Source organism: Stenotrophomonas sp. EMP41 (genome assembly GCF_047495535.1).
GTDB classification, from domain to species: Bacteria; Pseudomonadota; Gammaproteobacteria; order Xanthomonadales; family Xanthomonadaceae; genus Stenotrophomonas; species Stenotrophomonas sepilia.
The window spans coordinates 985,461-1,002,611 of sequence record NZ_CP179923.1; the positions used below are offsets into that span (position 1 = coordinate 985,461).

Consider the following 17,151-nt stretch of genomic DNA (forward strand, 5'->3'; position numbering starts at 1 on the left):
TTCGCATGGTCAACACATTGCCGGTCATAGGCTGGGCCGGTTCCAAAGGAGGTTGTCACCGCGGCACATTCGGGGGGATCCGGGATGGGTAGGAGTGGCACGGACCAAAAGAGCCGGCGGGTGCCGATGACCCGGGGGCTGGGACTGCGATTCGCGTTGTTGACCGGCATGGCGATCGGACTGGTCGCACTGTCGGCGTTGATCCAGGAACTGCAGGCGGCCTCCACCGCCTGGATCGCCGGCCAGGGATACTGGTCGCGTGGTCAGCAGGATACGACCGCCGCGCTCAGCCGCTACCTGGCGCGCGGCAATGGCCAGGATCTGGACGACGCACGCCGGGCTCTGCAGGTGCCGTTGGGCGATCTGCAGGCGCGGTTGGCGCTGGAACAGGCGGAGCCTGACGAAGAGAAGGCCCGGCAGGGCTTCCTGCAGGGTGGCAACGCGCACGCCGACATTCCGCGCCTGGTGTTTTCGTTCCGCTACGCGCGCGATATCGGTGCCTTCCGCGAAGCGACCGCGTTATGGCGGCAGACCGACGGGGACCTGATGGCGCTGCAGGGCCTGGTCGATGAGTTGCAGCGGCGGCACGAGGGTGGCCCCTTGCCGGCGGCCACGCGTGACCAGTACCTGCAGCAACTGCGTGATCTCGACCGCCGGATGCAGGTGCAGAGCCAGGCGTTCTCGCAGGCGCTGCTGCGGATGGCGACGCTGGTGAGGCTGGCCACGTTGATGGTCGCGGGCCTGTCGGTGCTGGCGATCAGCCTGATGGCGGTGGCCCTGGCGCGCCGCGTCGGCAAGGACCTGACCGAACACGAGAGCCGCTTCCGCGCAGCGTTCTACCAGGCCAACGTCGGTATGCTCAAGCTCGATACCGAAGGCAAGGTGATCGAGGCCAACCAGGCGATGGCCGACATCCTCGATCATCGCCGCGACGTGCTGCTGCAGCTGTCGCTGGCTGACCTGCTGATGGACGGCGAGCTGGTCATTGACGGGGTGGGGCGCATCGATTGGGACCGCCAGCTGCGCCCGAGCGAACTGCGCTTCCGCCGTCGTGATGGCAGCCTGGTCTGGGGCCGCTGGAGCGGCACCGGTGTGCGCAGCGCCGGCGGCGGCCTGTCGGTGTTCGCGATCATCGAAGACGTGAGCCAGAACCATGCACTGGCGCGCGAGATCGAGCACCACGCCAGCCACGACCCGCTGACCGGCCTGATCAACCGGCGCGAGATCGAACGCCTGCTGGAACGCGCGCTGCTGCAGGTGCGCAGCGAAGGTGGCACGCACGCGCTGTGCTACATCAACCTGGACCATTTCAAGCTGGTCAATGACAGCTTCGGCCATGCCGCCGGCGACCAGATGTTGCGCAGCTTCGCCGATTACCTGGTGGCGGCGGTGCGCGATGGTGACTGGGTGGGCCGGCTGGGTGCGGACGAGTTCGCGGTGTTCCTCGCCCATGCCGGGCAGGACGAGGCCAAGCGCGTGCTGCAGCGGGTGATCCGCAATCTGGGGCAGGCGACGTTCCCGGTGAGCGAGGGCAGCCCGCAGTTGAGCTGCAGCATCGGCGTGGTCGAGGTCAGCGCCGATGCACCGGATGTGAACTGGTTGATGAGCGCCGCAGACAGTGCCTGCTATGCGGCCAAGCAGGCCGGGCGCAACCGCGTGCACTGCTTCAACGAGAACCGCATGGCGCTGGAGGAACGGCGCCGGGAAGCCGAGCGGCTGCAGGGCGTCAGCCTGGCCATGGCCGAGAACCGCATGGTGCTGTACGCGCAGCGTATCGCACGCGTCGGCGATCCCAGCTACCTGCACTACGAGGTGCTGGTGCGCATGCGCGGCAGCGATGGCAGCCTGCACCTGCCGGGCCAGTTCATGCCGGCGGTGGAGCGCTATGGCATGGCCGTGGCGCTGGACCGGCACGTGCTCGGCCTGCTGTTCCGGCACCTGCAGGTATGCCCGGCGCATGTGCGGCAGCTGGGACTGTGCAACGTCAACGTGTCGGCGCAGTCGATCGCCGAGCCCGGCTTCCTCGCCTTCGTCTGCGACCTGCTGGAGCGCAATCGCGCGCTGGCCTCCAAGCTGTGCTTCGAGATCACCGAGACCGCCGCGATCAGCAACCTCAGCCAGGCGCGCGCGTTCATCGATGCGGTGAAGGCGCGCGGCTGCCGGATGGCGCTGGACGATTTCGGCTCCGGGCTGTCCTCGTTCGGCTACCTGCGCCAGCTGCCGGCCGACATCCTGAAGATCGACGGGGCCTTCGTGCGCGACATGGATACCGATCCGGTCAGCCACGCCACCGTGCGCGCGATCAGTGAACTGGGGCGCGAGCTGCAGATGGAGGTGGTGGCCGAATGGGTAGAGACCGCCGAAGTCGCCGCCGCGCTGACCCGGCTTGGGGTGCAGGGCCTGCAGGGCTATGCGGTCGAGCGACCGCAGCCACTGGAACGGATGACCCTGGCCGACCTGCGGCCGGTGCGCCTGGTGGCCGTGAAAGGTCCTCCCGCCGCAGGCTGAATGCTCTGCGGCGACTTTGGTCTACACATGCGTTGCAGCCGCGGCTGCGATAATGCCCGCCAGGGGCGACGCGCAGTGGGCGCGGGCGTAAGCAGGAACAGGACGTGGCGTGGGCGGCAGGCAGTGGCAGTACGGAACAGGGGCGGTGCTGGTCGTGCTGCTGGTGTGGTTGGCAACGCCGTGGCCACTGTGGGCCGCCGCCGCCGAAGCCGGCCGCGATTACCTGCTGGTCGGCGCAGCCACCGATGAACCCACTCCACATCGCGCATGCACGCCGGGCATGCTGGCCGGTCACCGGCAGCAGGTGAAGGTGCCTGCGCCGCCGGGCGGCTGGTCGGGGCAACCGCAGGCCCTGGACGTGTTCAATGTGTTCGCTGGCGAAGTCCGCGTGCAGTATGGCGATCGCGAGATCTGCGGCAACATGCACGATGCCCGTACCCGAGACTCACGCTTCCGCGCGGGCGTCGGGCTGGTGGCGGTGCCGCCAGCGGGCAGTCACGATCCCTTCCTGGTGTCGTGGCAGACGCCGTTGAAGGCGCGCTGGGTACCCACCCTTCGGCTGGGTGCGCCCAGTCCCGTGCAGCAGAACGATACCGCCCGCCTGCTGGTGCGCGCGGCCTGCATCGCCGTGGCGATCGCACTGGCGTTGTCGGCACTGATGGCCTTCCTCACCACCCGCGACCGCAGTTTCCTGGTCTACATCGCCGGTACCACCGTGCTGGTGCTGTGGCAGGCCATCCTCGGTGGCCTCAGCGGCTATCCGGAACCCTGGCTGCCGGTGGGCGAGCGCGGTGCCTGGTGGCTGCTGGCGTTGACTGCGGCCACGCAGGCCCTGGTGCTGCCGGCGCTGTGGCGGCTGAATGGCGGTGATCGCCTGTTGCCGCGTTCGCGTCCGTTCCAGCTGCTGGCGCTTTGGGGATTGCTGGTGTTGGCTGCACTGGTGCCCTGGCTGCCATGGGACAGCCTGGCCTGGGTGGCGCAGGGCCTGCAGGTGTCCTATCTGCTGGGCTGTGGCCTGGCGTTGATGGTCGGGGTGTGGGCGCGGCTGCGCGGTGACCGCTGGGCGCAGGCGGGGCTGGCGGCGCTGGCGCCGATGCTGGTGTTGATCCTGGCCGACGCCTGCCGCGCGGCGTGGTTGCTGGAATACCGCGTGGAGGCCCTGCAGCTGGCGGTGACCTGGCTGCTGATGATGGCAGCCTACGCACTGAACCAGCGGCTGGGCCGCCTGCGCCAGCAGCGCGATGAACTGCGCCAGCTGGCCGAGACCGATGGCCTGACCGGCCTGCCCAACCGCCGTGCCGGCCTGCAGCAGCTGGCCCGCCACCTTGAGCGGGTTGACCGCGAGCGTGGCCCGCTGGTGATCGGCTTCCTCGATATCGATCTGTTCAAGGACATCAATGACCGCCATGGCCACGCCGTGGGGGACCAGGTGCTGGTGGCGGTGGCACGCGCATTGCGTGCCGCGGTACGCAGCCAGGACCAGGTGGTGCGGATGGGTGGCGAAGAGTTCCTGCTGCTGATGCCGGGCATGCCGCGGGAGGCGGCGTCGGCGCGCCTGGATCGCCTGCGCCAGCACATCACGGAAGCGGCCGGGGCGCTGCAGGTGCCCGGCCTGGAGGTCACCGCCAGCATCGGCCTGGCGCAGTGGCGGCCGGGCGAGGACGATCTCGCCGCGCTGCTGCGCCGGGCCGACCATGCCATGTACGTGGCCAAGCGTGCCGGCCGCAACCGGGTGTTCGACGGCGAAGAACTCGATCCACCCGGCCTGGCATGAAGCGCGGCGGGCGGCGATGCCGGATAATAGGGCGATGACCACCCGACTCAACAAACACATCGCCGACACCGGCTTCTGCTCCCGCCGCGAGGCCGATCGCCTGATCGCCGCCCGCCGGGTCACCGTCAACGGCCATCCGGCCGGCACCGGCGCGGTGGTGGGCGAGGAAGACCAGGTGCTGGTGGACGGCCAGCCGCTGCGCGCGCGCGTGGCCCGCAAGCCCGGCGCCCGCCGCCACGTCTACATCGCGCTGAACAAGCCGGTCGGCGTCACCTGCACCACCGAGACGTCGGTCAAGGGCAACATCGTCGACTTCGTCGGCCATGAACAGCGCATCTTCCCGATCGGCCGCCTCGACAAGGACTCCGAAGGCCTGATCCTGATGACCAGCAACGGCGACATCGTCAACCAGATCCTGCGTGCCGAGAACGGCCACCAGAAGGAGTATCTGGTGGCGGTCAACAAGCCGGTCACCGATGAGTTCCTGCGCGGCATGGCCCGGGGCGTGCGCATCCACGACCAGATGACGCTGCCGTGCAAGACCTCGCGCATCGCCAAGTTCGGTTTCCGCATCACCCTGCAGCAGGGCCTGAACCGGCAGATCCGCCTGATGGCCGCCGAGTTCGGCTATCGCGTGACCCAGCTGCGCCGCGTGCGCATCGACAACATCAAGATTGGCGCGCTGAAGCCGGGCCAGTGGCGCAACCTGACCGAGCAGGAGCTGCAGGGCCTGCTGCCGAAGCAGCTGGACTGGTAGTGCCGGCCGCTGGCCGGCTGCATTGGGCGCGCGATGTATCCGGGATGCCGGCCAGCGGCCGGCACTACCCGTTGTGCGGATTACGCACCGGCGTCAGCTAGACTTTGCAGTGACCTGCCGGAACGTGACGTTGCATGATCAAGCCCGACAAGCCCGCCAACGAAGCCCTTCGGCTCGAGGCGCTGTATCGCTACCGCATCCTTGATTCGGAGCGTGAAAAATCCTTCGACGACCTGGTGGTGATCGCCAAGGCGGTCTGCGGCACCTCGATGGCGGCGGTGACCCTGATCGATGTCGAACGGCAATGGTTCAAGTCGATCCAGGGCATCGATGCGGCGGAAAACCTGCGCAGCGAATCGATGTGTGGCCATGCCATCCTGCAGCCGCAGCAGATCATGGTGGTCGAGGATGCGCTGCAGGATGTGCGCTTCCACGACAATCCGGTGGTGGTCGGCGATCCGCACATCCGCTTCTATGCCGGCGCGCCGCTGATCAGCTCCGACGGCTTGCCGCTGGGTACGCTGTGCGTGTTCGACGCACAGCCGCAGCACCTGGCCAGCGACAAGGCCGAGGCGCTGGCCGCACTGTCGCGGCAGGTGATGCTGGTGATGGAATTGCGCCGTTTCGCGCTGGACATCCAGAACCACATGCTGGAACGCGATGATTACGAGCGCCTGCTGTCGGAGTACCACGACGTGCTGCTGGCGCAGAACGCCGACCTGGCCGAGCAGAGCCGCACCGATGCGCTGACCGGCCTGCCGAACCGCCGCGCGATGGCAGCGGCGCTGGACGAGGCCGTGGCGGCGACCGGGGATCAGCCCGCTGAGGCCTGCGTCGCGCTGCTGGACATCGATCATTTCAAGCACATCAACGACTTCCAGGGCCACGCTACCGGCGACCGCGTGCTGGCCGAACTGGGCGCACTGCTGCGTTCGCACTTTGCCGACCGTGGCATGGCGGCGCGTTATGGCGGCGAGGAGTTCGTGGCAGTGATGCCCGCAACCGACCTGCGCACCGCCGAACTTCAGTGCGAGTTCCTGCGCCTGGCCGTGGCCGACCTGCCACTGGGCTTCCCGGTCACGATCAGTATCGGCATCGCCCAGCACCAGCCCGGTGAAAGCGTGGATGAGACGCTGGCACGTGCCGACAAGGCGCTGTACCGGGCCAAGGGCAATGGCCGCAACCGGGTGGAAGTGGCGGGCTGAAGCGCCCCGCCCGGTAGATCCACGCCATGCGTGGATGCTCTTCCCGATTCACATCGCGTCGCAGCTCCTGCGATCAAAAGCGGGCAGCATGACGCCCTGTTTTCCCGGACGCCGACCATGTTGCAGACCCTGGCCATCGCCCACTATCGCTCGCTGCATGGGCTGGTACTGCCGCTGCAGCAGTTGAATGTGGTGACCGGTGACAACGGCAGTGGCAAGTCCAGCCTCTACCGCGCGCTGCGCCTGCTGGCCGAGACTGCTCAGGGTGGCGTCGCGGCGGTGCTGGCCCGCGAAGGAGGGCTGGGTTCGGCGCTGTGGGCAGGTCCCGAATCCATCGATCGCAGGGTTGCGGCTGGCGGGATTCCGCTGCAGGGCGGGCTCCGGCAGGCGTCGGTGGGGCTGAAGCTGGGCTTCACTACCGAAGAATTGGGCTATGCCATCGATCTCGGCTACCCGCCGCCGAGCCGTTCGGCGTTTGCGCTGGATCCGCAGATCAAGGCCGAGGCGATCTGGGCGGGGCCGTTCCTGCGCAGCGCCAACCTGCTGGTCGATCGTCGCGGGGCGATGGTGCGGCAGCGCCATGCGCGCGGTTGGGATCTGGTGGATGACCGGTTGTCGCTGTTCGACAGCCTGTTCACCCAGGTCGGCGATCCGCAGCGCATGCCCGAAACGATCACGCTGCGTGAGTACATCCGATGCTGGCGCTTCTACGACCATTTCCGCAGCGATGGCGATGCCCCGGCGCGGCAACCGGCGATGGCCACGCGCACGCCGGTGCTGCATCACGATGGCCGGGACCTGGCGGCGGCCTGGGTGACCATCCTCGAGATCGGTGACCCGGTTGCGTTGGCACGCAGCGTCGATGACGCGTTCCCGGGTGCCACGGTCGGTTTCGAGGAGCTGGATGGACGCCTGGCGCTGCGCTTTCACCAACCCGGGCTGCTGCGGCCATTGTCGATGGCCGAGCTCTCCGACGGCACGCTGCGCTTCCTGCTGCTGGCGGCGGCGCTGCACACGCCACGCCCGCCGCCGCTGATGGTGCTCAACGAACCGGAGACCAGCCTGCATCCGGACCTGCTGCCGGCGCTGGCGCGGCTGATCATCGCAGCCAGTGCGCGCAGCCAGGTATGGGTGGTGTCGCACGCCAGCCGGCTGATCGCGGCGCTGGAACAGGCGCCAGGGTGCCATTCGCTGCATCTGTACAAGGAACAGGGCCGCACGCTGTTGAGCGGGCAGGGCCTGCTGGATGCGCCGGCCTGGCATTGGCCGCAGCGTTGATGCGGCCATCCACGCCATGCGTGGATGCACTCAATCGGCGATGTTGCGCGCTTCGGCCGTGCCAAGGATTTCCGGATGCTGCACCGGCTTGCGGCGGTTCAGCAGCGGATGCAGGAACACCGCGCCGACGATGATCGCCACGCCCAAGTAGAACCACGGGGTGACCTCGTGCTGCTCGCGCAGCAGCACCACCGCCAGTACCACCGCATAGACCGGCTCCAGGTTGGTCACCAGCTGCACCGTGTAGGCACTCAGGTGGCGCAGCGCGACCAGGGCCAGGGCGAACGGCAGCAGCGTGCAGAACCCGGCCAGCACCAGCAGCAGGATCCCGTCGTGCAGATTCGGGACCACCCACAGCGGGCTGGCCAGCGCCGGCAGCAGGTAGGGCATCAGCGGCGCCAGCAGGGTCAGGGTGAGCGCGCCGGCACCCAGCTCCAGCGCGGTGACCGTGAGCGGATCGGCATGGCTGACCATGCGCTTGTTGAGCGAACCGAACACCGCCACCAGCAGCGCCGAGATCGCGCCGATCAACACACCCAGGCGCATGCCATCGGGCACGCCACCGACCACCAGCGCAACACCCGGCAGCACCGCCAGGCCGAACGCCAGCTCACGCAGCTGGAACGGCCGCTTGGCCACCCACGGCTCGATGATCGAGGTGAACACCGGTGCCAGTGCGATGCAGGTGGCAGCCACCGAGGCATTGGCCAGCTTCACCGCGCCGTAGAACGTCAGCCAGTGCAGGGCGACCAGCGCGCCGATGCCGGCGTAGCCGGCGACCAGCCGCGGGGGCAGGGTGCGCAACCCGCGCCAGACCCGCGGCAGCAGGGCCAGCATCGCCGTCACCAACAGCATGCGCCACCACACCAGCGGCAGTGCGGGCAGGGTGATCAGCTTGCCGAGGATGGCCGTGATGCCCCACAGCAGGACACAGAAATGGATCTGCCACAGCGCTTTGCGGGTATCGGGTGTGCTCATCGGCCTATTGTGAGGCAATCGCGCGGCTGTCGGCGATGACTGTGGCATGCTCGCGGAAACCCCCCAAGGGAACCCTGCAATGGCTGCCAACCGCTCCGCCCTGCGTGCATGGGCAGCCCTGACTGCACTGGTGGCCGCCACCTCGCTGCTGCTGCAATACCTGTTGTTGCTACGCGGCCCCGGGGCGGCTGCCGGGGTCGGCATGGCGACGCTGCGCTTCGTTGGTTACTTCACGATTCTCAGCAACCTGGCGGTGTGCCTGGGATGCGTCAGGCTGATCCGTGCGGGTGTGCTGAACACCACTGTCGCCGCGGTGATCGGGTTGTGCATCGGGGTGACCGCGTGCATCTACGTGCTGGCGTTGCAGGGGCTGTGGCAGCCCACCGGGCTGCAATGGTGGGTCGATGCCGGCCTGCACTACGCTGTGCCGGCGCTGTACCTGCTCGGGTGGTGGTGGCTGCTGCCGCATGGGGCGCTGCGCTGGCACGCGCTGGGCGGCGTGCTGCTGGTACCACTGGTCTACCTCGGCTGGGCGATGCTGGTCGCTGCAATGACCGGACAGGCGCCGTATCCATTCCTCGAACTGCAACGCCTGGGCCTGGCGGCCTTCCTGCTCAACGTGCTGCGCGTTGCGGGCGTGTTCGTGGTGGGCTGGACCCTGCTGTGGGGGCTGGACCGCTGGCGCCGTCGATGAGGCGCTGCAGGGCCATCGCTGCCGCCGGATTGCGGGCCTTGCCGGCACCGATGCACAGCAGGTAGACCTCGCGCGGGGTCTCCGGGGCGGGCCCGGCCAGGCAGGGAAGGTCGTCCACCGGCCCGCCGCGTGACCAGCGTCGTGCGCGTTCGGCCCAGCGCTGCTGGACGGACGCAGGCAGGCCCTCGTTCAAGCGGGCCTGGCTGCGCTTGATCCGCGCGTAGACGAAGCCAGCACTGACATCGCCATGCAATGGCGCCTCGTCGCTGTCCTCGATCACCAGTGCCACGCCGTGGCGGCGCGCGGCGGCGACCAGAGCCGGTCCATGTGCCTTGGCGTTGCGCACTTCCAGAGCGTGCTGCAACGGCACGCCCTCGAGCTGCTTCGGCAGCTGCGCCATCAGCGCTTCCAATGCATCGGCGTCGGCCGGATGGTGCGGATCGAACTGCCACAGCAGCGGGCCGAGCCGGTCACCGAGTGCAAGTCCCGCCTGCAGGAACGGCGTGGCCGCTTCCACGGTGCTGGACAGGTCGCGGCGCTGCACCAGGTAGCGTGGCGCCTTCATCGAGAAACGGAAGCCTTCCGGCGTCTGCGCGGCCCACTGCGCGCACTGAGCCGCAGTCGGCGTGCGGTAGAAGGTGCCGTTGATCTCGATGCAGCGCAGGGCGCGGCTGGCATGGGCCAGTTCCTCGCGCTGCGGCAGTCCCACCGGATAGAACATGCCGCCGCGCCACTCGGGAAACACCCAGCCGCCGATACCGCAGCGGATCGCCATCCGGCCGGCAGCGGTCACTGGCTGTGGTCCTCGCGCCAGGGGTCGTAGCTGCCGAACCACCACAGGTAGCCTTCAGGATCGGCACAGGCGTAGCCGCGGCCACCGTAGTCCTGGTCGGCAATGTCGATGACGATGCGCGCTCCAGCCGCCTTGGCCCGCGCATAGTGCGCATCGACATCGGTGACGATCACGCAGGCACTCTGGGTCTGGCGGCCGCCGACTTCTCCGGGCAGAACCGCGTGTTCGCTCCACGCGCTCTGGTTGTTGGCCGAACCGAGCATGATCATGCCGTTGCCGAAGGTCAGCTGCGCATGGAAGACCGTATCGCCATCGGCATACACGGCCTGGGCATGGAAGCCGAAGGCCCGCTGCAGCCAGTCGATGGCGGCCAGCGCGTCGCGGTAGCGCAGGCACGGAATGATGGTGGAGCCGTTGCTTGGTTGGCCGTTCCCGCCCATGACACCCCTCCTATGGCACGGGGCAGGGTGCATCGGCGACCGTTACCATCCTGCGAAACCCCGGTGACGGCCTGCACATGGCCGCTACCCCTGTTCGGAGATGGTGCTGGATGAAAACCTGGATCGGAGGAGCCGTGCTGCTGGCGTGCACGACCATGGCCAATGCGGCGACCCCGCAGCAGCTGCAGGACCTGGATGCGACCGTCGAGCGCGTGCGCACGCAGTTCGACGTGCCCGGCATCGCCGTGGCCGTGGTCAAGGATGGCCAGGTGGTGCTGGAACGTGGCTGGGGCGTGCGCGAGCAGGGCAAGCCGGAGCCGGTGCAGGCCGACACCCTGTTTGCCATCGCTTCCAATACCAAGGCGTTCACCGCCACCTCGCTGAACCTGCTGGCCGAGGACGGCAAGCTGAAGATGGATGACAGGGTGATCGACCACCTGCCGTCGTTCCGCATGTCCGATCCGTTCGTGACCGGGCAGATGACGATCCGCGACCTGCTGTCGCATCGCAGCGGGCTGAGCCTGGGCGCCGGTGACCTTCTGTTCTGGCCGGCCACCTCCTACAGCAACGCCGAAGTCGTGGAGCGACTGGGCAGGGTGCCGCTGAAGGGCGGCTTCCGCGAGAGCTATGCGTACGACAACATCCTGTACGCGGTCGCCCAACAGGTGATCGAGCGCGTGTCCGGCATGAGCTACCAGCAGTTCCTGCAGACGCGCATCTTCGACAAGGTGGGGATGGCTGGCACGCGCTACAACGCCGACCACCTGAAGCCAGGTGACAAGGCGGCGGTCGGCCACGCCAAGTACGATTTCAAGGACCTGCGCACCGTCGCACCACTGACCTGGTCGAACAATGCCGGCGCCGGCGGCATCTATTCCAGCGCGCACGACATGGCGCGCTGGATGCAGGTGCAGCTGGCCGAAGGCAAGCTGGCCGACGGCACGCCGTTGTTCAGCGAGAAGAGCCAGCAGCAGATGTGGCGGATGATCACCCCGCAGTCGATCCCGGCACCGAGCGTGCCGGAGCTGGCACCGGCGCGGGCCAACTTCGCCGGCTATGGCGAAGGCTGGAGCCTGAGCGACTACCGTGGTCAGAAGCTGGTCTGGCATACCGGTGGCTGGCCGGGCATGGTCTCGCGGTTGACCCTGGTGCCGGGCGAGAAGCTGGGCGTGGTGGTGCTGACCAACCAGGAAGTGGGCGCCGCGTTCAATGCGATCACCCTGAGCGTGCTTGACGCTTACCTGGGCGGAGAAAAGCACGATTGGGTGGACGCCTATGCCAAGGCCGTGGCCAAGGGCCAGGACAAGGCCGACGAGGCCTGGGCCAAGCACCAGAGCGCACGCGACAAGGGCAGCCGGCCATCGCTGGCGCTGGCCGGCTACACCGGCAGCTTCCGTGACCGCTGGTATGGCGACATGCAGATCAGCGCCGAAGGCAAGGGCCTGCGCCTGCGCTTTGCGAAGACCGCGCAGCTGAGCGGGCGCCTGGAGCACTGGCAGCATGACACCTTCATCGTGCGCTGGGACGACCGTTCGCTCAACGCCGATGCGTTCGTGAACTTCAGCCTGGACCCGGATGGCAAGGTGCGCGAGGTGCGCATGCAGCCGATTTCCGACCTGACCGATTTCAGTTTCGATTTCCAGGATCTGCTGTTCACCCCGGTCAAAGAATGAGGGTAGTGCCGGCCGCTGGCCGGCAACCTCATGATCCGTGGAAACGTCGCGAGGTTGCCGGCCAGCGGCCGGCACTACCGGCGCCGCGGCATCGTCGGCCGGCGTACACATCCGGCGTGGGATACTCCGCCGGCTATTGAAGGCGAGGGAATGCGATGTTCCGTTGGTTTGAATCCCTGATCCCGGTGTTCCCGCCCGTGGACGGGCGCATGCCGCCGCGCAAGGTGCTGCCGTTCTACCTGCACTACCTGCGCCCGGTCTGGCCGGTGCTGCTGGCGACCCTGATCGCCGGCCTGCTGCTGGCGCTGGTGGAAGTGGCCATGTTCGATTACCTGGGCCGCATCGTCGACATGGTCGCCGAGCAGCCCGGTGCCGATTTCTTCAAGCGCCATGCCAATGAACTGGGCTGGATGCTGTTCATCACGGTCATCGCGCGGCCGATCCTGGTGGGCCTGCACAACCTGCTGGTCAACCAGGCCATCGTGCCCGGCCTGAGCAACCGCTCGCGCTGGCTGATGCACAACTACGTGGTGCGGCAGAGCCTGAGCTTCTTCCAGAACGACTTCGCCGGCAGCGTCGCCAACCGGGTCATGCAGACCGGTACCTCGCTGCGCGAGTCAGCGGTGCAGATGGTCGATTCGCTCTGGTACATCGTGGTCTATACCGGCACGGCGCTGTACCTGTTCGCGCAGGCGGACTGGCGGTTGATGGTGCCACTGGTCCTGTGGCTGCTGGCCTATGCGGTGATCATGGTCTACTTCGTGCCGCGCGCGAAGGAACGGGCCTGGATTGCGTCCGAAGCGCGCTCCAAGGCGATGGGCCGCATCGTCGACGGCTACACCAACATTCCCACGCTGAAGCTGTTCGCCCATGGCGGGCGCGAGCAGGCCTACGTGGCCGAGTCGATCCAGGAACTGGCGGTCAAGCACCGCGCGCAGACCCGGGTGACCACCGGCATGGACCTGACCATCGCCATCGTCAACGGTTTCCTGATCGCCGGTACCTGTGGGCTGGCGCTGTGGCTGTGGAATGGCGGGCACATCACCGTCGGTGCGATAACGCTGGCGACCGGCCTGGTGATCCGCATCCATAACATGTCCGGCTGGATCATGTGGACCATCAACGGCATCTTCGAGGACATCGGCACGGTGCAGGATGGCATCACCACCATCGCCCAGCCGCTGACCGTGCAGGACCGCGAGGATGCAGTGCCGTTGCAGGTGACCCGTGGCGGCGTGCATTTCCAGGACATCCACTTCCACTACGGCAAGAAGGGTGGCGTGATCGCAGGCCTGGACCTGGTGGTGAAGCCGGGCGAGAAGATCGGCCTGGTCGGTCCCTCGGGTGCCGGCAAGTCGACCCTGGTCAACGTGCTGCTGCGCCTGTACGACCTGGAAAGCGGCCGCATCCTGATCGACGACCAGGACATTGCGTACGTCACCCAGGAAAGCCTGCGCCAGCAGATCGGTGTGGTCACCCAGGACACCTCGCTGCTGCACCGCTCGATCCGCGACAACCTGCTGTACGGCCGTCCGGACGCGACCGATGAGCAGTTGCGCGCTGCCGTGGCCAAGGCGCGTGCCGAAGCCTTCATCGACACGCTGGTGGACGGTCAGGGGCGTCGCGGCTACGACGCGCATGTCGGCGAGCGTGGCGTGAAACTCTCCGGCGGCCAGCGCCAGCGCATCGCCATTGCCCGCGTGCTGCTGAAGGACGCGCCGATCCTGGTGCTGGACGAAGCGACCTCGGCGCTGGACTCGGAAGTGGAAGCGGCGATCCAGGACAGCCTGGATGAGCTGATGGGCGGCAAGACGGTGATCGCGATCGCGCACCGGCTGTCGACCATCGCGCGCATGGACCGGCTGGTGGTAATGGACCAGGGCCGCATCGTCGAGACCGGCAGCCATGCCGAACTGATCGCCGCCGGTGGTCTGTACGCACGGTTGTGGGCGCGGCAGACCGGTGGTTTCGTGGCGGCCGATCAGTAACACCGATGTGTGTGTATCGCCAGGTGTCACAGTCCACTTCCATGGGTCTGGCTGAACATCAGTTCACGCTGGTCGGATAGCTTGGAAATGGCTGATTGCCAGCGATTGCTCCAGCATCGGAAGTGTATCCTTCTTCCATAAGCGCGGCGGCCATGCCTTTTGAATGGAGAAGGTCTTCCAATGGCAGGGTGGTGAAAACGGTGTTGTGGCGGGAAGGGGTGGAGCGAAGCGCTTCGAGCCAGTGAGCTCGGCTCTCGACATCAAGGTTCAGGTTCATCGTGTTGGCGATTGCATCATTGGTCAGGCGGACCCAACACCGAGAGGGTGATGATGGAGCGTGCAGAAGTACGTCTGCTTCAATGTCTCCATCCGCCCATGCACGACCGATTTCGTCGACTCGATCGAGCCAAGGCTGCAGGCTTGAAGTGGCATCTGCGAAACACCTGCGGTCGAGCACAGGATCAATGTGGAAATTCTGAATCGTCTGTCTGGCGGCCTTTACCGGCACAGAGAAGCGAGCATCGACGATAGGCTTCCGGTGCCGTCGGGCTGTCTGGAGGATAGCCTTGGAAAGATGGCTGCCGGTCCTGATTTCGCTGGCCCTCAGTGCGGTGTCATGAGCCTTCCAGGCCGCGTACATCGGGCGCATTCTCTCAATGCTGGTGTCGCGCAGGTTGTAGCGATGCTTGAGCTCGTTCCATCTCGCATACTCGGCGCCCGTAAGTGCGTCACGCAGCGTTCTGTCGCCGTCGAGGAACTTGAGTTTGCGGATGGAGGGCCACAGCAAGAGGCCGCCAAAAAATCCGCCATCGTGTTCGATTGTCACCCCTGGCGGACTTAGAACCACGTCGGATGCTGAAATTGCGGCCTCCACGCTGCGGGTATCTATGAATAGGCCCTTCCTGAGAGGTTGAACCGTGCCCAAGACCAGCACGGTTGAATATCCCTTCGTGAACTTCCAGATGCGTGGCCCTGGCCTTGGAGGGGTCGCATGGACGGTGCGAAGGGGAGTAATGCTGGGCTCTTCTTGATCTCTGGCGTATCCATCGGCGGAAGAAAGCGCAATGAGAACAAGGCCTATCAAGCCGATTGACGAGGTGCGTAGTCCATCCATGCTCAATCCAGGCATGCTGTGAACATGGGGCGCGGATGGGTTCGCTGGTCTTTCGAAAACATGCTCCATGCCGCATCAACTGTGTCGGGGTGAAAGTGCGGGAACCTCGATCTCTGCAGGAGATGCTGTCGGATGTACTGCCAATAGATGATCTGAGGACCCATCTGGCGTTCTAGAAAGCGGAAAATCTCCAATGTGGTCCAGTAGTCAGAAACGTCTGATGGAACCGGCGCTGGCGTGTGGCTCGGATTGATCAGGTCTCCGAGAACAGCGGTTGCCTGAAAATCGTGGTCAACGAGGGATACGACCGGCAGGATGCAACTCCCGGTTCTTCGAGCCATAGCGGCGGTGCCTAGCATGACGTCCAGGCGGCGGCCAAGAAATGGAATACAAAAGGCTTCTTCGCGCAGGCGGTGAACGTCGGGCATCATGATGACAGCTGCCCCGTTCTTCAGGGCGCGAAGTGCTGTAGCGATTCCTTTTGCATTCGAGTGGACAATGCCAGCGCGACATCCGGCGCGATCGAACAGTCGTCGATAGAGATCGTCGAATAGCTCGTTGCCGGAATGGTTGGTTGGATCTCCGTAGAAGATGTGAACATCACGATGGTGGCGAATGCTCTCCATCAGGCGGATGGCAGACAGGACGTAGTGGCCATGATGCGGAAGTGCGATCACAACTCCTCTGTCGCTCGGGAGCCTTTCATTGATTGACGAATAGTCGGAGCGATCAATGCAACGGATGGCTTCGAGAAGTGAATGGCGGTCAAGCTGTGCCAGTTGGGAGCTGATGGTGCTTTTCTGTTGATACCATCGATAGTATGAGTCCAGATCGAGTCCGCTCATTCTGCATGCCGAGTGGATAGCAACCCTTTCGCTGTCGGAGAGATGCAGGTCAAGCTGCTGCTCTGTCTGGATATCGTGTCGAATGGTCGCCATCGGGGCGTACTGATCAATCTCACAGGCCTGGCTGTTGCGCATCGCCGGGTTCCTTTCGTGGTTCCGATGCACGGTAAAAACTCTTCAGTTCTCCGTGGATCTGGTCAAATTTCATGGGATTGAAGTCTGGATGCTTCCAGTACATGTGCATCATGGCGGAGTGGAAAACGCGCTGGCGGATTCTGCTTTCGGAAAGTCGTGTGCCCGGCCGCCGCTGGATCTGTGCTGCTTCTGCGAGCCAGTTGCTGCCTATTCGGCGATTGGCATCCAGATGGTCCGAAAGGACGCGCAGCACGGAAACAAGAGGGGAACCGGGAGGCAACGATATTGCGCCTTCATGCGTGCATGCAATGAGGCGAAATCCGTGAAGGTTGTTCAGAATCGCCTCGACCAAGGATAGGAAACGCTGCTGACCTTGGCGGGATGTCAGGACAGGCGCGTCAACGCTGGATGTAAGTTGGTCGCTGAACACAACGATGATGTGGCGTCCCGGTTTGCGCTCCAGCTTGTGAAGAGCCTCGGATGGCGCTATCGAGTATGCCGAGTCAGCACCAATGATCCCGGTGACCATTCCTCTGTTTGATAGGTCAATGGCACGGTCGATGCTGGAACGGGTCGTCGCCACAATGATGGCGGTCGACGATGTGCTATCCGTTGGGTACGGGAATATCGCATCGCATGGGGTATTGGGCTGCTGGGGTGTTGATGCTCTGGTGCTCATTTTATTTCAGCTGCGTGTGATCTTGAGCCTGAATCCGGCAGGTTGGGTTGATGGCACACGTACGAGCCGTGTGCCATCACCTTCCTTATCGCGGATCTTCGTAATTGTTGGACCCGCAGCAGTCGCTGCTGAATGCCGCAACTTTGATGCCATCAACTTCGGCTTCAAAGATGGTGTCCAGCGCGTTTGCGTTTGCGCCGGAGAATTTCATCCAAGTTGCGACGGTTTTCGGATCCAAGAGGGTGGCGGATACATTCATGACGTAGTTCCTTTGTCGAAGATAAGTGGAA

Annotated in this window: 15 protein-coding genes; 8 read left to right on the top strand and 7 right to left on the bottom strand. The window is 65.6% G+C overall.

Going from position 1 to position 17,151, the window contains the following annotated elements; translation table 11 throughout:
* Positions 1 to 84 precede the first annotated feature (84 nt).
* The 5 genes from ACMGRF_RS04480 (at position 85) to ACMGRF_RS04500 (ending at position 7,522) form a co-directional block, all read left to right on the top strand.
* Positions 85 to 2,508 carry a putative bifunctional diguanylate cyclase/phosphodiesterase gene (locus tag ACMGRF_RS04480; RefSeq protein ID WP_049441394.1) on the top strand — a complete coding sequence of 808 codons (2,424 nt, stop codon included), beginning with the start codon at positions 85 to 87 and terminating at the stop codon, positions 2,506 to 2,508.
* Between the two features lie 109 nt (positions 2,509 to 2,617).
* Positions 2,618 to 4,282, top strand: a complete 1,665-nt coding sequence (locus ACMGRF_RS04485) for a diguanylate cyclase (protein ID WP_414485675.1) — start codon at positions 2,618 to 2,620, stop codon at positions 4,280 to 4,282.
* Positions 4,283 to 4,316: 34 nt separating this feature from the next.
* Positions 4,317 to 5,039 carry a pseudouridine synthase gene (locus tag ACMGRF_RS04490; protein WP_019659152.1) on the top strand — a complete coding sequence of 241 codons (723 nt, stop codon included), beginning with the start codon at positions 4,317 to 4,319 and terminating at the stop codon, positions 5,037 to 5,039.
* A gap of 134 nt (positions 5,040 to 5,173) precedes the next feature.
* On the top strand, positions 5,174 to 6,244 hold the full coding sequence (locus ACMGRF_RS04495) for a sensor domain-containing diguanylate cyclase (protein WP_111190903.1): 1,071 nt from the start codon (positions 5,174 to 5,176) through the stop codon (positions 6,242 to 6,244).
* A gap of 117 nt (positions 6,245 to 6,361) precedes the next feature.
* On the top strand, positions 6,362 to 7,522 hold the full coding sequence (locus ACMGRF_RS04500; protein ID WP_111190904.1) for an AAA family ATPase: 1,161 nt from the start codon (positions 6,362 to 6,364) through the stop codon (positions 7,520 to 7,522).
* A 30-nt stretch (positions 7,523 to 7,552) separates the two neighbouring features.
* On the opposite strand, the gene ACMGRF_RS04505 is transcribed toward ACMGRF_RS04500, so the two are convergent.
* Positions 7,553 to 8,500: a DMT family transporter gene (locus tag ACMGRF_RS04505; protein WP_049417279.1), complete on the bottom strand. Its 948-nt coding sequence runs from the start codon at positions 8,498 to 8,500 to the stop codon at positions 7,553 to 7,555.
* A 79-nt stretch (positions 8,501 to 8,579) separates the two neighbouring features.
* Here ACMGRF_RS04505 and ACMGRF_RS04510 point away from each other — a divergent pair, with 79 nt between their 5' ends.
* Entirely contained in the window at positions 8,580 to 9,194 is a 615-nt protein-coding gene (locus ACMGRF_RS04510; RefSeq protein ID WP_049441404.1) for a Pr6Pr family membrane protein, read from the top strand.
* Here ACMGRF_RS04510 and ACMGRF_RS04515 read toward each other — a convergent pair.
* Both ACMGRF_RS04515 and ACMGRF_RS04520 read right to left on the bottom strand, forming a co-directional pair.
* On the bottom strand, positions 9,115 to 9,987 hold the full coding sequence (locus ACMGRF_RS04515; RefSeq protein WP_049417275.1) for a DUF72 domain-containing protein: 873 nt from the start codon (positions 9,985 to 9,987) through the stop codon (positions 9,115 to 9,117). The genes ACMGRF_RS04510 and ACMGRF_RS04515 overlap by 80 nt on opposite strands.
* Positions 9,984 to 10,427 (bottom strand): VOC family protein, encoded by a 444-nt coding sequence (locus tag ACMGRF_RS04520; protein ID WP_049417273.1) that lies wholly within the window; start codon positions 10,425 to 10,427, stop codon positions 9,984 to 9,986. The genes ACMGRF_RS04515 and ACMGRF_RS04520 overlap by 4 nt, the downstream gene beginning before the upstream one ends.
* A gap of 110 nt (positions 10,428 to 10,537) precedes the next feature.
* On the opposite strand from ACMGRF_RS04520, the gene ACMGRF_RS04525 reads away from it, so the two are divergent.
* Together ACMGRF_RS04525 and smrA are read left to right on the top strand one after the other, a co-directional pair.
* The gene (locus tag ACMGRF_RS04525) at positions 10,538 to 12,100 is read left to right on the top strand and encodes a serine hydrolase (protein ID WP_111096460.1); all 1,563 of its coding nucleotides are present in this window, start codon (positions 10,538 to 10,540) and stop codon (positions 12,098 to 12,100) included.
* A gap of 155 nt (positions 12,101 to 12,255) precedes the next feature.
* Positions 12,256 to 14,088, top strand: coding sequence for a multidrug efflux ABC transporter SmrA (gene smrA, locus ACMGRF_RS04530; protein WP_180835048.1), 1,833 nt, complete (start codon positions 12,256 to 12,258; stop codon positions 14,086 to 14,088).
* Positions 14,089 to 14,146: 58 nt separating this feature from the next.
* Here the strand turns inward: smrA and ACMGRF_RS04535 are convergent, their stop codons facing one another.
* The 4 genes from ACMGRF_RS04535 to ACMGRF_RS04550 form a co-directional block, all read right to left on the bottom strand.
* On the bottom strand, positions 14,147 to 15,202 hold the full coding sequence (locus ACMGRF_RS04535) for a TraB/GumN family protein (protein WP_414485676.1): 1,056 nt from the start codon (positions 15,200 to 15,202) through the stop codon (positions 14,147 to 14,149).
* A 2-nt stretch (positions 15,203 to 15,204) separates the two neighbouring features.
* Positions 15,205 to 16,182 (bottom strand): hypothetical protein, encoded by a 978-nt coding sequence (locus ACMGRF_RS04540; RefSeq protein ID WP_414485677.1) that lies wholly within the window; start codon positions 16,180 to 16,182, stop codon positions 15,205 to 15,207.
* The gene (locus tag ACMGRF_RS04545; RefSeq protein WP_180879620.1) at positions 16,160 to 16,861 is read right to left on the bottom strand and encodes a hypothetical protein; all 702 of its coding nucleotides are present in this window, start codon (positions 16,859 to 16,861) and stop codon (positions 16,160 to 16,162) included. Before ACMGRF_RS04545 ends, ACMGRF_RS04540 begins: the two co-directional genes overlap by 23 nt.
* 85 nt (positions 16,862 to 16,946) lie before the next feature.
* Positions 16,947 to 17,120, bottom strand: a complete 174-nt coding sequence (locus ACMGRF_RS04550; protein WP_180879619.1) for a hypothetical protein — start codon at positions 17,118 to 17,120, stop codon at positions 16,947 to 16,949.
* Positions 17,121 to 17,151: the final 31 nt, after the last annotated feature.

Coding starts and splice junctions, on each gene's coding strand:
- ACMGRF_RS04480 (WP_049441394.1), top strand. CDS start 85: ATGGGTAGGAGTGGCACGGACCAAAAGAGCCGGCGGGTGCCGATGACC.
- ACMGRF_RS04490 (WP_019659152.1), top strand. CDS start 4,317: ATGACCACCCGACTCAACAAACACATCGCCGACACCGGCTTCTGCTCC.
- ACMGRF_RS04495 (WP_111190903.1), top strand. CDS start 5,174: ATGATCAAGCCCGACAAGCCCGCCAACGAAGCCCTTCGGCTCGAGGCG.
- ACMGRF_RS04500 (WP_111190904.1), top strand. CDS start 6,362: ATGTTGCAGACCCTGGCCATCGCCCACTATCGCTCGCTGCATGGGCTG.
- ACMGRF_RS04505 (WP_049417279.1), bottom strand. CDS start 8,500: ATGAGCACACCCGATACCCGCAAAGCGCTGTGGCAGATCCATTTCTGT.
- ACMGRF_RS04510 (WP_049441404.1), top strand. CDS start 8,580: ATGGCTGCCAACCGCTCCGCCCTGCGTGCATGGGCAGCCCTGACTGCA.
- ACMGRF_RS04520 (WP_049417273.1), bottom strand. CDS start 10,427: ATGGGCGGGAACGGCCAACCAAGCAACGGCTCCACCATCATTCCGTGC.
- ACMGRF_RS04525 (WP_111096460.1), top strand. CDS start 10,538: ATGAAAACCTGGATCGGAGGAGCCGTGCTGCTGGCGTGCACGACCATG.
- smrA (WP_180835048.1), top strand. CDS start 12,256: ATGTTCCGTTGGTTTGAATCCCTGATCCCGGTGTTCCCGCCCGTGGAC.
- ACMGRF_RS04535 (WP_414485676.1), bottom strand. CDS start 15,202: ATGGATGGACTACGCACCTCGTCAATCGGCTTGATAGGCCTTGTTCTC.
- ACMGRF_RS04540 (WP_414485677.1), bottom strand. CDS start 16,182: ATGCGCAACAGCCAGGCCTGTGAGATTGATCAGTACGCCCCGATGGCG.
- ACMGRF_RS04545 (WP_180879620.1), bottom strand. CDS start 16,861: ATGAGCACCAGAGCATCAACACCCCAGCAGCCCAATACCCCATGCGAT.
- ACMGRF_RS04550 (WP_180879619.1), bottom strand. CDS start 17,120: ATGAATGTATCCGCCACCCTCTTGGATCCGAAAACCGTCGCAACTTGG.